The 12,896-nt window shown below is 66.6% G+C and carries 17 protein-coding genes; 8 read left to right on the forward strand and 9 right to left on the reverse strand.

Annotation, left to right across the window (positions count from 1 at the left end; all coding sequences use genetic code 11):
- Window positions 1–611: 611 nt before the first annotated feature.
- Complete coding sequence (locus OWC43_RS22375) at window positions 612–944, forward strand: GCG_CRPN prefix-to-repeats domain-containing protein (protein WP_137829060.1); 333 nt, start codon at window positions 612–614, stop codon at window positions 942–944.
- Window positions 945–1,064: 120 nt separating this feature from the next.
- Window positions 1,065–1,940 carry a 4-(cytidine 5'-diphospho)-2-C-methyl-D-erythritol kinase gene (locus tag OWC43_RS22380; RefSeq protein ID WP_393958375.1) on the forward strand — a complete coding sequence of 292 codons (876 nt, stop codon included), beginning with the start codon at window positions 1,065–1,067 and terminating at the stop codon, window positions 1,938–1,940.
- 84 nt (window positions 1,941–2,024) lie between these two features.
- Here the strand turns inward: OWC43_RS22380 and OWC43_RS22385 are convergent, their stop codons facing one another.
- The 4 genes from OWC43_RS22385 to OWC43_RS22400 form a co-directional block, all read right to left on the reverse strand.
- Window positions 2,025–2,201: a hypothetical protein gene (locus tag OWC43_RS22385; RefSeq protein ID WP_171015450.1), complete on the reverse strand. Its 177-nt coding sequence runs from the start codon at window positions 2,199–2,201 to the stop codon at window positions 2,025–2,027.
- 230 nt (window positions 2,202–2,431) lie between these two features.
- On the reverse strand, window positions 2,432–2,911 hold the full coding sequence (locus OWC43_RS22390; protein WP_393958376.1) for a hypothetical protein: 480 nt from the start codon (window positions 2,909–2,911) through the stop codon (window positions 2,432–2,434).
- Entirely contained in the window at window positions 2,898–3,254 is a 357-nt protein-coding gene (locus OWC43_RS22395) for a rod-binding protein (RefSeq protein WP_393958377.1), read from the reverse strand. The genes OWC43_RS22390 and OWC43_RS22395 overlap by 14 nt, the downstream gene beginning before the upstream one ends.
- A 26-nt stretch (window positions 3,255–3,280) precedes the next feature.
- Entirely contained in the window at window positions 3,281–4,408 is a 1,128-nt protein-coding gene (locus tag OWC43_RS22400) for a flagellar basal body P-ring protein FlgI (protein WP_393958378.1), read from the reverse strand.
- A 231-nt stretch (window positions 4,409–4,639) separates the two neighbouring features.
- On the opposite strand from OWC43_RS22400, the gene OWC43_RS22405 reads away from it, so the two are divergent.
- Window positions 4,640–5,074: a flagellar assembly protein FliX gene (locus tag OWC43_RS22405; protein WP_137829055.1), complete on the forward strand. Its 435-nt coding sequence runs from the start codon at window positions 4,640–4,642 to the stop codon at window positions 5,072–5,074.
- Between the two features lie 40 nt (window positions 5,075–5,114).
- On the opposite strand, the gene OWC43_RS22410 is transcribed toward OWC43_RS22405, so the two are convergent.
- Window positions 5,115–5,441, reverse strand: a complete 327-nt coding sequence (locus tag OWC43_RS22410; RefSeq protein ID WP_137829054.1) for a GCG_CRPN prefix-to-repeats domain-containing protein — start codon at window positions 5,439–5,441, stop codon at window positions 5,115–5,117.
- 203 nt (window positions 5,442–5,644) lie between these two features.
- On the opposite strand from OWC43_RS22410, the gene OWC43_RS22415 reads away from it, so the two are divergent.
- The 3 genes from OWC43_RS22415 (at window position 5,645) to dksA (ending at window position 8,635) form a co-directional block, all read left to right on the forward strand.
- The gene (locus OWC43_RS22415) at window positions 5,645–7,018 is read left to right on the forward strand and encodes an MBOAT family O-acyltransferase (RefSeq protein WP_393958379.1); all 1,374 of its coding nucleotides are present in this window, start codon (window positions 5,645–5,647) and stop codon (window positions 7,016–7,018) included.
- Between the two features lie 2 nt (window positions 7,019–7,020).
- A complete protein-coding gene (locus OWC43_RS22420) occupies window positions 7,021–8,061 on the forward strand; it encodes a hypothetical protein (protein WP_393958380.1) in 1,041 nt (346 codons plus the stop codon).
- Window positions 8,062–8,215: 154 nt separating this feature from the next.
- Window positions 8,216–8,635: an RNA polymerase-binding protein DksA gene (gene dksA / locus OWC43_RS22425; RefSeq protein ID WP_137829051.1), complete on the forward strand. Its 420-nt coding sequence runs from the start codon at window positions 8,216–8,218 to the stop codon at window positions 8,633–8,635.
- Window positions 8,636–8,666: 31 nt separating this feature from the next.
- Here the strand turns inward: dksA and OWC43_RS22430 are convergent, their stop codons facing one another.
- A complete protein-coding gene (locus OWC43_RS22430; RefSeq protein ID WP_393958381.1) occupies window positions 8,667–8,981 on the reverse strand; it encodes a porin in 315 nt (104 codons plus the stop codon).
- Window positions 8,982–9,102: 121 nt separating this feature from the next.
- Window positions 9,103–9,321 (reverse strand): SlyX family protein, encoded by a 219-nt coding sequence (locus OWC43_RS22435; RefSeq protein WP_137829049.1) that lies wholly within the window; start codon window positions 9,319–9,321, stop codon window positions 9,103–9,105.
- 224 nt (window positions 9,322–9,545) lie between these two features.
- Here OWC43_RS22435 and ilvA point away from each other — a divergent pair, with 224 nt between their 5' ends.
- Window positions 9,546–11,069: a threonine ammonia-lyase, biosynthetic gene (ilvA, locus tag OWC43_RS22440; RefSeq protein WP_393958382.1), complete on the forward strand. Its 1,524-nt coding sequence runs from the start codon at window positions 9,546–9,548 to the stop codon at window positions 11,067–11,069.
- Between the two features lie 244 nt (window positions 11,070–11,313).
- Here ilvA and OWC43_RS22445 read toward each other — a convergent pair whose 3' ends face one another.
- On the reverse strand, window positions 11,314–11,583 hold the full coding sequence (locus tag OWC43_RS22445) for a hypothetical protein (protein WP_137829047.1): 270 nt from the start codon (window positions 11,581–11,583) through the stop codon (window positions 11,314–11,316).
- 416 nt (window positions 11,584–11,999) lie between these two features.
- The gene (locus OWC43_RS22450) at window positions 12,000–12,188 is read right to left on the reverse strand and encodes a hypothetical protein (RefSeq protein WP_393958383.1); all 189 of its coding nucleotides are present in this window, start codon (window positions 12,186–12,188) and stop codon (window positions 12,000–12,002) included.
- Between the two features lie 308 nt (window positions 12,189–12,496).
- Here OWC43_RS22450 and OWC43_RS22455 point away from each other — a divergent pair, with 308 nt between their 5' ends.
- A complete protein-coding gene (locus OWC43_RS22455; protein WP_238307714.1) occupies window positions 12,497–12,868 on the forward strand; it encodes a hypothetical protein in 372 nt (123 codons plus the stop codon).
- Window positions 12,869–12,896: the final 28 nt, after the last annotated feature.

The following is a 12,896-nucleotide window of genomic DNA, read 5'->3' on the forward strand; positions in this document are numbered from 1 at the left end:
TCGCAAGGGAGCGTGTGGTGGTCCGTGGACCGCCTCTAGGCTTTCCCCGCTATTCCCGTCCAAAGCGGGAGACCCGGCCGGCCGTTCGGGGTCGGCCGACAGTATACCCCAACTCAGACCCTTTCTTCCGCGCAGCGCCTTGACTGTGGCGGGTGTCGAGCCATGGCTAGGTCCGTACCGACGAATGCCCGCATTCCTCCCCCCGGATCGCTCCCGAGGGTCGATCACCCAGGCCGCAGGGATGTCGGGCCTATCCGCACGACGGTGCGCGCCATTCTCTGCCACTCGGACGGCCGCTAGAAGCACTTGACCGGCGCGATGCCGCGCCCGAACACGCCATTGCGCGAAGTCTCACAAAACAAGATCGGGCTGGTTTGACGAGAACAATGGGCCTTGGGACGGCGGCGCATGGATCACGGCCGCGAGTCCCGAGATCTCACCACATCTTGATCCGACTCGAGCGACACAGACATCGACCAGCAATAGAACGCGATCGGCACTTCACGAATCGCTGTATTGTTCCGGCCGGAATATTAAACTTTCGTAATCCAGCAACGATCGCTTTCTCGACGTCGTTCCTGAGCGTCACCCATGACCGAAGGAGGACAATCATGCGATTGAAGCTTGCCGCCGCAACGCTGCTCACCCTCGGCACCATTGCCGCCACGGCGACGACCGCCGAAGCCCGCGACGGGTGCGGACCCGGTTTCCACCGCGGCTGGTCCGGTTGGTGCAAGCCGAACTGGCGGCCCTACGCCTACCGTCCGGTCTATTACGCCCGCCCGGTCGTGTACGGCTACGGCTATGGTTGGCGGCGCCCTTGGGGTTACCGCCATGTCGGCTGGGGCCGTCCGTGGGGGTACCGCCATGTCGGCTGGCATCGCCCCTGGGGCCATCACGGCGGCTGGGGCTGGCACCGCGCGGGCTGGCATCACCGCTGGTGACGGAACGGCTTCGGCGTGGGTCACGCACCCGCGCCGGGCCCTTCGCACGAGCGACGGCTTGCCCGCACCGCCCGTCACCCCTAAGGCAGGCGTCATCGTCTTCCGTCCGGCCGAGAGCCCGTGTCCCGCCTTACCACCCGTGCTCCGGCCAAGATCAACCTGACTCTACACGTGCTCGGCCGTCGGCCCGAGGACGGCTACCACGTGCTCGAAAGTCTCGTGGCCTTCGCCGATGTTGCGGACACGCTCTCGCTCGATCCTGGGCGGGGTCTGACCCTCGACATCTCCGGCCCGACCGCCGGACCGGCGGGACCCCTCGACGACAATCTCGTCTTGCGTGCCGCCCGCCATCTCCTGGCCGGCCTACCGGGTCTGACGGTCGGTGCCTTTCATCTGCACAAGGAATTGCCGGTGGCAGCCGGTATCGGAGGCGGCTCCTCGGACGCCGCTGCAGCCCTGCGGCTGCTGGCGGAACGGAACGGCCTGCCCTTGGACCACCCCGCAATCATGGCGGCGGCGCGGGCCACGGGTGCCGATGTACCGGTTTGCCTCGATCCACGCGCCCGGATGATGACGGGCGCGGGCGAAGCCGTCGGCCCTGTCCTCAATCTTGCCGCCCTCCCTGCGGTTCTGGTCAATCCCGGCGTTCCCGTCGCGACCGCACCGGTCTTCAAAGCTCTCGGGCTGGCGATCGGCCAATCTCTCAACGGGGCGAAACATCCCTCCATCGCCGCCGGTGCCGATGCCGACAGCGTGCTCGCAGCCATCACCCCGGCCCGCAACGATCTCGAAAAGCCGGCCCTCACCGTGGCCCCTATCGTCGGGGACGCTCTGGCGCTGTTGCGGGCTCAGCCCGGCTGCCGCCTGGCCCGGATGTCGGGCTCGGGCGCGACGGTGTTCGCTGTGTTCACCGATGGGGAATGCGCCGAGACGGCGACGCGTGCGGTGCGGTCCGCACAGCCGGGTTGGTGGGTCGAGCCGACCCACCTCGCGTAACGCGGTCCGCGTCTCGTCGTTCGGTTCGCCTGACCGTCTCGGCCGATGGATGCGAGAGACCGATCGCTCTGATGGGACGAACCGTCAGTGTTCCGTGCCCGGCCGGTTCGGGCGCGGTGCTTCTCCGTGAGCCTGGGTGAAGCTCGAGCGTTGCGGATCCTTCTTGGACTGGGCGACCCGGCCCCGCTGCCAGACCGCGAACCCCGCGACCGCGACGATCGTGAAAACGGCGAGCAATGGAATCAGCACGTCGTTGGACATGGGCGCTATCTCCGAAGATTGTGTTCGGGGGCAAGCGATACAGATGGCGAAGGTTCCGCAGGCTTGGCAGCCGCAACAAGATACAATGTGTTCAGATTTCGCTACCGCACGCTGCGCGATATCGGGCACAAACGATCGCCGAGGTTTGGTTTGTCGCACCCAGCCCTTCGCCCAAGGGTGGTCGATCCGCGATCATCGAAGTATCGGCCATGCGACCGATCCGGCCCGGGTCACAGGCTGCGTGAGAGGATCAGCGGTCCGCTGTTCGCGCCAGCCCGGCCATAGGGCGAGGGACTGTGCGAGGGGCGACCATAGACGGTGGGCGTGTGGGCTTTCCCGACTTCTTCGGCGAGCGCCTTGATGAGCCCTTCGGACACGGTGCGGGCGGTGGCCAGAACCTGCTGATTGGTCTCCAGCACGGTCGCGAAGCGTCGCTGAGCCGTCTTCAGCGCCTCCAATCCTTCCGGTGCGAAACGGGCCAGCGCGATGGCATTGGCCTTCGCGGTCTCCAGCCCGGTCGTGTAGGCGGCGGCGAGGTCCGCCTTGGCGGCGGCGCCCGTCATCGCCTCGGCGATACGCCCGGCACGAACACCGTCGCTCTCACGGCCGAGGGCCGATTCGAGCTCGCTCATCACGGCGAGCAGGTTCTGGACGAAGGCCTGCGCTCCGGCACGGTCGCTGAGGCGGAGGGGGGTCTCACTTGCCGCCACGACCGACCTCCTGCATCCGCATCATCTCGGAATAGACCTGGTTGCTGATCCCGACGCCACCGCTCTTCACGATGGCATTGGCGTATTCCTTGGTCAGCATCGAGCGCCAGACCCCGCCGCCCGAGCCGTTCTCGCCGAGGGGGCCTTCCGTGCCCTCGCTCTGTGTCAGACGTTCCAGGCTATCCTCCAAGAACATCTTCTCGAAATCATCGGCGGTCTTGCGAGCTTTGACCGCCGCCTTGGATGTGTCCATCGTGTCGGTGTCGGTCTTCGACAGCGATTGCAGCAGGTTCTTGCCGACACCGACGGCCGCCGATGCCGCGAAAGTTGCGAGGGGGAACATGGCTTCGGTCCTCCGAAATGTCGGGGTCACATCAGTTCGATATCGGCTTGGAGCGCGCCGGCGGTCTTGATCGCCTGAAGGATCGAGATCAGGTCGCGTGGGCCGACGCCGAGGGCATTGAGGCCGTCCACGAGTTCGCGCAGGGTCACGCCTTCCTTCACCAGGGCCAGCTTGTTGCCGTCACCCGTATCGACCTTCACGCCGGTCCGGGGCACCACCGCCGTCTGTCCGTTCGAGAGCGGGCCGGGCTGGCTCACCATCGGCTGCTCGGTGATCGTGACCGTGAGGTTGCCCTGGGCGATGGCCACGGTGGAGACCCGCACGTCGCGGCCCATCACGATGATGCCGGAGCGCTCATCCACCACCACTCGGGCGGTCTGGTCCGGTTCGACCCTCAACTGCTCCACCTCGGTGATGAGGCGGATCATGTTGCCGCGATACTTGGCGGGAATCTGGAGAGTGATGGTAGCCGGATCGATCGGCTCGGCGGTGTCGGCCCCCATGAAATCGTTGATGGCCGCAGCGATCCGCTTCGATGTGGTGAAGTCCGGGTTTCGCAGCGACAGGCGGAGCGTGCGCGCCTCATTGAGCTTGAACGCCATCTCACGCTCGATCAGGGCCCCGTTCGAGATGCGCCCATTGGTTGGCACGCCGCGGGTGATCTTGGCGGCCTCGCCTTCCGCGGAGAAGCCCGCAATGGCGACCGAGCCCTGGGCCAGGGCGTAGACCTCTCCGTCGGCCCCGAGCAACGGCGTCACCAGCAGGGTCCCGCCCTGCAGGGATTTCGCATCACCCAGGGAGGAGACGGTCACATCGATATGGGTGCCCTGGGTCGCGAAGGGCGGAAGGCTCGCGGTCACCATCACGGCGGCGAGGTTCTGCGTGCGCATCGTGGCGCCGCGGGTGTTGACGCCCAGGCGCTCCAGCATCGCCTGCAGGGATTGTTTGGTGAAGGGTATGTTGTTGAGCGTATCGCCGGTACCGTTGAGACCGACGACGATGCCGTAGCCGACGAGCTGGTTCGCGCGCACACCCTCGATGGAAGCAAGGTCCTTGACCCGCGACAGAGCCAAGGCCCCACCGGGAACGGCCGTGAGCAGGCAGGCCAGAACGGCCAGCAGGCGGAACGGCAGGAGGCGCTTCGGGAGCGGCATCGGAGGGACTTCGACCGGGTTCGGCGTCATGTCCTCTGCACAGCCAGGATCGTGCCAGCCGGAACCTCGCACTAAGCTGTTGTTTATATTAATCTATCTCAGAACAACGCGACGGCGACACCGTTTCAGGACCGGGCGGCTTTCTGCCGGGGCGGCAGGAACTGCCGGGACGTTTACCGGCGCTTAACCGTGGCGGCCGATTCTCGCCCCTCTCTTCCAGGGGCCGGATTGATGCGCGTCGACCCACGCTTTGCCGCCGCCGCCGCGGGCTCCGTGTCGGGCTCGCGCCGCGCCACCGCGCCGGGCGGCTTCACGGCAGGAGAGACCGAACCACAACGCGCGAGCACGGCCGGCACGGCGCAGACCGGCATGCTCGCCGGACTCGACGCGATCCTGACGCTTCAGGGGCAGGATGGTTCTGATACCCCGCAGGAGCGCCGTCGTCGCTCGGTGCAACGCGGTCACGACCTCCTCGACGGGCTCGATCGGCTCAAGGCGGCGCTGATCGGCGGCAGGGTGGCAACGTCGGATCTGCGTGCCATTGCCGGGCGCCTCGCGGAGCGGACTCCCGAGAGCGGCGATCCGCGCCTCGATGGGCTCCTGGCCGAGATCGAAGTGCGGGCGGCGGTGGAACTTGCCAAGCTGGATATGGCGCGGAGCGCCTGAGGGGCGGCACCCGGCCGAGGGACCGGATGCCGCCATCGTCTCAGTAATAGTCAGGACGCGGACGGTAGAACGGCCGCGGGCCGTCATAGTCGTAGGGCCGGTAGACCGGCCGGGGGCGATAATAGCCGTAGGGCCCGCCATAGACCGGCCGCCCCCAATACGGCCGCGGGCCGTACAGGTTCGGGCGGCAGATGCCCCAGGGGTTCGGATGGAAACCGGGACCGCAGCCCCCGGCCGTGCGCTCCACCAACGCCCCCTCCCCTGCGCCGAGCGGCGCGGGGGTAAGCGGTAGGGCCTGGGCGCTTCCCGCCCATCCGAGGCTGCCGGCGACCACCGCAGCCAATGCGAACGCCTTCGCGTGCATCATCGTACGATATCCTCTCCGTTCGGGCCGCTCGGCCCGCTCGTACAGCAAGGCTTAGAACGGGAGAGGTGAACGGTGGCTGACGTGATCGGGATCGACCCGGAAGTCGTCGCCACCATTGACGGTCCCGTAGCGATCCATGACAACGCGGCGCCCGTGAGCGGACACACCGGTCTCGCCAGGAGAGACGATCTCACCCGCCCGCGATGCTGTTCAATTCCTTCGTTTTCCTTCTGACTTTTCTACCCGCCGCATTCCTGCTGCATGCGGCCATCGAGCGCTACCGGCCCGCGATGCGGCTGCCCCTGCTGCTCGGCCTCTCCCTCGTGTTCTACGGCTGGTGGGACTGGCGCTTCCTGCCGCTGCTCGGCGCTTCCATCACGCTCAATTGGCTGATCGCGCGCATTCTGGCGAAGCGGACGTATCCCTGGCTGTTCCCGGCCGCCATTGCTGCCAATCTCGCTCTTCTCGCCGCCTTCAAATATCTGGGATTTTTCGCTGATTTGGCCGCTCTCATCCCAGGCCTCAGCCCACCGCGTCTCGATCTGGTGCTGCCGCTCGGAATCTCGTTCTTCACCTTCCACCACATCATGTACCTGACCGACCTGAGGGCGGGGCGCGCGCCCTCCCTCGGGTTCACCAAATACGCGCTCTACATCGCCTTCTTCCCGCAAGTTCTCGCCGGCCCGCTCGTGCGCTGGAGCGAGATCGTGCATCAGTTCGACGAGCGTCCTTACCAGCGGCCCGACGCCGCCGAGCGGATCGGGCGCGGTCTGATGCTGCTCACCGTCGGGCTCGCCAAGAAGGTTCTCCTGGGTGATCCGCTGGCGGCGATGGTCAACCCGGTGTTCCAGGCCGCCGCCGACGGCGCGGCGGTGACGACGGCGCAGGCGTGGCAGGCGACGCTCGGCTTCGGCCTCCAGATCTACTTCGACTTCTCCGGCTATACCGACATGGCGCTCGGTATCGCGCTCCTGTTCGGCGTGGTGTTGCCGCAGAACTTCGACGTTCCGTATCGCGCGGCCTCCCTGCGCGATTTCTGGCGTCGCTGGCACATGACGCTCTCGCGCTTCCTGCGCGACTACCTGTACATCCCCCTCGGTGGGAACCGCCGCGGCCTCGCGATGCAAGTCGGCGCCCTGCTCGCCACCATGACGCTCGGCGGCCTGTGGCATGGCGCGGGACTGACCTTCGTCGCCTGGGGCGCCGCGCACGGCATCGGCCTCGGCGCGGGCGTCCTGTGGCGGCGCGCGGGATGGCCGATGCCGATCCTGCTCGGCTGGGCGCTCACGACCCTGTTCGTCATGCTGACCTGGGTGCTGTTCCGCGCGACCTCGTTTACGGCGGCGGGGGCAATCTATGCGGGGCTCTTCGGCCTCGGCGAGCTCGGCTCAGGCTTCAAATGGCGCACGATTCTAATGGCCGCCGCAGTCGCGACCCTGGGTCCGAGCGCCTGGGCCGCCGTACACCGGCTTTCGCCGCGCCGCTGGCTCGCCGCCCTCTTCGCCGTCCTGTTCGTCGTCGTCCTTCTCAAGATCGGGGACGACGCGAACTACGAGTTCATCTACTTCCGGTTCTGATCATGAGGAGTTCCGCATCCGACCGGTCAAGGGTGGGCGATTGGGCAGGGTTCGCCCGCCTGTTCCTATGCGTCGCCGTCGGCCTCTTCGCCGGTTTCCTCGCGCTGGCCTACCTGATCGATCCCTACGACAGCGGGCGGTCGACCCTGTTCTCGGTGGGCGCGGTTCGCCCGCAGGGCCCGCGCACGGCCGCCGCCTCGCGCGGACGCGATCCCGCCTTCACCGGAGCGATCTTCGGCAATTCGCGCATTCAACTGATCGATCCCACACGACTCAGCGCAGCGACCGGCATCCCGTTCGTGCAGCTGTCGGTCACGGCGACCCGCCCGGCAGAGCAGCTCGCCCTGATGGGCTGGTTCCTGCGCCATCATCCCAAGCCCGAGGCGCTGGTGCTCGGCATCGACGATTTCTGGTGCGTCAGCGACCCGGCTCTTCCCAACGACAAGCCGTTCCCGTTCTGGCTCTATAGCCCCGACATCCTGTCCTATCTGCGCGGTCTGCTGCGCTGGCCGGTGGCCCAGGAGGTCGTCGGTCGCATCGGCTGGCTGCGTTCCGGGAACCGCAAGGTCGCGCGGGCGGATGGCTTCTGGGATTACGAGCCCGAGTACATCCGGCTCGGCGAGAGGGATGCCGCGTTCCTGACCAGGGTACGGGAGACACCGGTCCCGGACGATCCCGACCCCGCCACCTCCGGCCCCGGCTTTCCCGCTGCCGACCGCCTTGCCGCCTTCTTGGCGGCTCTGCCGGCCGAGGTACCGGTCGTGATAGTCTTCCCACCCGTCTATGTCGCTGGCACGGGGCGGCCGGGCACCGAACGAGCGAAGGCCGAAGACGCTTGCCGCGCCGCGATGATCGGGGCTCTGGCGCGCCATCCTCTCGGTCGCGTCGTCGATGCGCGTCGCGACCGCCCGGCCTCGCACGATCCGACCCTGTTTTTCGACCACACGCATTACCGCCACAACCTGGCGCGGCCGCTCGCCGACGAGATCGCCGCAACTCTGAATGGGCTTCGTGAGCGCCGGGATCGCCCCTCCGCACCCTGAGATCCATCAACACCGTGACGTGTTTGCCGCAACGGCACAGCCAATGCACGTCGCGGTGCATGAGGCGGCCTCCGTGCGTTGTGGAGCTTGCTCGGCTCGATTATAGCCCTGCCGAGATCGCCGCTGACCGGCAGGGAGCGCGAGGGCGAATACGATGGCGAAGGTCACGATCGAGGACGGCTACAGGCCCTCCGACGACGAGCCCTTCATGAACGAGCGGCAACGGGAGTATTTCCGGCGCAAGCTGCTCAACTGGAAGAGCGAAATCTTGCGCGAAGCGCAGGATACCCTCAGTGCGCTCCAAAGCGAGAACGAGAACCATCCCGATATCGCCGACCGCGCTTCCTCGGAAACGGATCGCGCCATCGAGCTCAGAGCCCGCGACCGGCAACGCAAGCTGACCAGTAAGATCGACTCGGCGCTCGCCCGCCTGGAGGACGGCTCCTACGGCTTCTGCGAGGAAACCGGCGAGCCGATTTCCCTCAAGCGCCTCGATGCCCGCCCCATCGCCACGCTCTCGCTCGAAGCGCAGGAGCGTCACGAGCGCCGCGAGCGGGTGTATCGCGACGATTAGTCCGAACTATCGGGCGGTTTGCCGGGCATCCTCAGTGGCGTCCCGCGTCGAGCCGGAGAAACGAGCGCACCGGCCCGAGATCGGTGTCGGAGCGCGTATCGACCGAGAAACGACCTCGCACCGGTGCCGCGCTTCCGTGTGTTCCCGCATCGATTCCAGCGGCGACGCGCCCTGAAACGCGCAGGCAGGTCGAGGTCCCGGGAATCCGCGCGAATCCCGCGCCCTGCTCAGGGCACGCCTCCATCGGCGCTTCGGACGGCAGCGCCGCGCGATCCAAGGCGATTGCCGCGCTCGACGTGAGAGCGAGGGCAACGGCCAGGGTCATACGCCGAACCGAACCCTTCATGGCGTACCCTTTCCCGAATCTAAGTCCGGCATCACCGGCCCCGCAAGGTCTTGAGTCGGCTCATCCCGGAGGGCGAGCGGACGCCGACACGACGGGTGGAATATCGCATCCAAAACCTGTCTCAGTAATGCGGCGGGGGCGGTTCAGGGCCACCGCTGGCGGTCCGGAACGCACTCTCCTCGACCTGCTCCTGCAGGCGTGACAGCTGCCGGGTCAGCCGATCGATCACTTTCCATTGCGCCGTGATGGTCGCATTCAGATCGTCGATCACCGCCTCCTGCTCGGTGAGGCGGATCTCGAGGCGCGCGAGACGCTCGATCTCGGAAGGCACATCGTTCATGCCGGAAACCATGCCCACCGCCCACGAGGCCTGACAAGAGCCACCTGCACGGGGCGAGGCGCAAGACCGACCTGCGTCCCCGATCCCCTCGCCTCCCGCAGCGCAACAGGCTAAACCGACGTCCTTCCCCATCGCGCGTTCGACGGTCTCTCGGCAGACCCGCTCGCGCGATCAGAGGGCCGGAGATCCTCTTCGGCCCGCAGCTGCGGCCGGATGCCTGCCCCGTGACCGATTACGTCAAGAAGATCCTGTCCGCCCGCGTCTACGACGTGGCGATCGAGAGCCCGCTCCTTCCGATGCCGCGGCTCACCCAGCGGCTGGGTCGCTCGGTGCTGCTCAAGCGCGAGGATCTCCAGCCGGTCTTCTCTTTCAAATTGCGCGGCGCCTACAACAAGATGGCATCGCTCCCCGTTGACCAGCTGGCTCGGGGGGTGATCTGCGCCTCCGCCGGCAATCACGCGCAGGGCGTGGCCCTGGCCGCGGCCAAGCTCGGGGTCCGTGCCGTGATCGTGATGCCGCGCACGACACCGGCCATCAAGGTCGATGCCTGCCGGGCCCGGGGGGCGGAGGTCGTGCTGCACGGCGACGCCTTCGACGAGGCCCTGACCGAGGCCCGCCGCCTCGAGACGCAATGGGGCCTGACCTTCCTGCATCCGTTCGACGACCCGGAGGTCATCGCCGGCCAGGGCACCATCGGGATGGAGATCCTGCATCAGCATTCCGGGCCGATCGAGGCGATCTTCGTTCCGATCGGCGGCGGCGGCTTGGCCGCGGGCATCGCGGTCTACGTGAAATATCTGAGGCCCGAGACCAAGGTGATCGGCGTCGAACCGGACGACGCCGCCTGTATGGCCGCCGCCCTCGAGGCGGGCGAGCGCGTGACCCTCCCCACCGTCGGCCTGTTCGCCGACGGCGTCGCCGTGCGGCAAGCGGGTGAGGAAACGTTCCGGCTGTGCCGCGAGCATCTCGATGGGGTGATCACGGTCGACACCGATGCGATGTGCGCGGCCGTGAAGGACGTGTTCGATGATACCCGCGCCGTGTCCGAACCCTCCGGCGCGCTGAGCCTCGCGGGCGCGAAGGCCTGGGCCGCGCAAAATCCCGGGGCGGGCACGCTGGTGGCGATCTCGTCCGGCGCCAATCTCAATTTCGATCGGTTGCGCCATATCGCCGAGCGGGCGGAAATCGGCGAACAGCGAGAGGTTCTGCTCGGCGTCACCATTCCCGAGCGGGCGGGCGCCTATCGGGCCTTCATCGCGGCCTTGGGCCCGCGGGCCATCACCGAATTCAACTATCGCTATGCCAAGGGTTCGGAGGCGCGCATCTTCGTCGGCGTCAACCTCCCCGGCGGCCTGCCGGAAAAACGCGATCTGATCGCCGCTTTGGAGAAGGACGGCTACGCCGTCACCGACATGAGCGACAATGAGATGGCCAAGGTCCATGTCCGCTACATGGTCGGCGGCCGTGCCACCGGCCTCCCGCATGAGCGGCTCTACCGCTTCCAGTTCCCGGAGCGACCGGGCGCGTTGATGAAGTTTCTCGATGCCCTCGGCGATGGGTTCAACATCAGCCTCTTCCACTATCGCAATCACGGGGCCGATTACGGCCGGGTGCTCGCCGGTATCGAGGTGCCTCCGGCCGAGCGCGACCGGTTCGACGCCGTCCTCGACGCGCTCGGCTATCCCTGCATCGACGAGACCGACAACCCGGCCTACCGCCTGTTCTTGGAGAATGGCGGCCAGGCTTAAGTCCACTCCGGGATCGATCCGAAACCGTCAGAGCGATCGCTTCTGCTCGTGTGTCGGCGGCACCGGCCGGCAGAGATTCGACGTGGCGGTGCCGTCAATCCGCGTTCCGTGAGGTAACGGGGACTTCCGGCGGGCGGTCGGGTCGGTCACGCCGCCGGGTACCCCGTCCAAGCGCGCGGAAGCTAAATTATCCCGCGATCCAGCCGCAGTGCCTCTCGACTGCCATAGCCTGCGGGAACCGCCCTCAGGCCGCCGTGGCCGGCTTCGCGCGGAACAGGGCGGCGCATCCCGTGTCGCGATGCATGCTGAGGATCGAAGCACGATCGATTTCAGGGTGAGCGGCCAGCACACGCCGCACATCTTCCACCACCCGCTCGTAGCGCTCCGCGTCGTAGTTCTTCTCCAGCGGGCTCACGGCAATGTAGGCTTCGACGACGAGCACGCGCTCGGCCCGCTCCTTGGTGACATCGACGGCGATCCAGGCGGCTTTGACGAGGCGATTGGCGGCAAGCATGGGACGACCCTCCGACGCCGCCGCGTGATCGGGCGGCTTATCGGAATCGATCATGAACCTGCCCGGAAGCCATGCCAAGTAGTTTGACCGGCATCATCAAGACAGTCGTTCATGACCTTTGAGGCCGAGCATTCGTCTCGCCTGTTATCGACCCGTCCAAGGCCGTTTTCGACCGGCGCCGGCACAGCATTCGGGCTGCTGGATCATCACCGATATCCGCCAGCGTTGAGTGCCATGTTGTAGGCGAGATCCGAAATCGATTTGAGATCTTCGCGATGGACCACGCGGCCGATCAGCATGCCGGTCGCGTGGCTAGGTCAGAGGTCCCGGATCCCCGGCCTTCCCGTCTCGTCCGATCGTGGGCGTCCGTCCCCCGAGACGCTCGATCCCGACGGCTCGACCTTTCGGGCCGAACTTCAGTTGTCAGAGACCAGACGAAGTCCGTTGTAACTCGACAGGCGTGACCATTCGGCCGGCGCGGCAACCTCGCCGGGCGAAACCGGATCGCGCATCTTGAGGTTTCTTCGCGCGATCCAGCGCACGACCTTGTCGCCATCGTAGCGACCGGAGCGTCGATTTTCCCGGCGCTGGAGCCAGCGGGGCAACCCCTCGCTTTCTCGAATCATTATCTGTCCCCCTCGTCATCGTCCGCCACGAACCCAATGCGTCCGCGGCCGTTCAGCGGATGCCGCGCTGTGGCAACTTGAACGATAGGAACAAGAGGCATCGCGGGCTGCGACGATGCATCCTCCAAATTGGGTATGTCCGCCACAAATCGATCAGCGTTTCAGACGACAATTTTTGCGAAGATTGTGCATCCTCAGATTTGGAGGCCGCATTGGGCCGCCGGATCAATACGGCGAGGTGTGCATTCGCGGCGCGTCAGCCTATCCGGAAACGGAGCTTGACCGTCGTGCCATGGCTGGGCGACGACAAAGCGATGCTGATCCTCGTACGCTTCGCAGCCTGGACCGTCGCGGCGATCCTCGTCTTCGTGACGCTCTCGCCGATCGAGGCACGCCCGGTCATCGCCTCGCCGCATCTCGAGCGTGCGATCGCCTATGCCTTGTTCGGCTTCCTGCTCGCCACGTCCTATCCCCGCCGTTGGTTGCTGGCGATGGTGGGAAGCGTCGCCATGGCGGGACTTCTCGAAATCGCGCAGGGCCTCACCGTGAGTCGGCACGGAAGGATGTTCGATTTCTCGGTCAAAGGGACCGCGGCGGTGCTGGGCGTGATCGCCGCCCAAGTGCTCTATACCATGCTGTCTCGCCGAACCGCCCGCTGACAGCGAAGGTCCCGCCCCGGATCCGATC

The sequence above is a fragment of the Methylorubrum sp. POS3 genome (assembly GCF_043352485.1).
Classification (GTDB): Bacteria; Pseudomonadota; Alphaproteobacteria; order Rhizobiales; family Beijerinckiaceae; genus Methylobacterium; species Methylobacterium suomiense.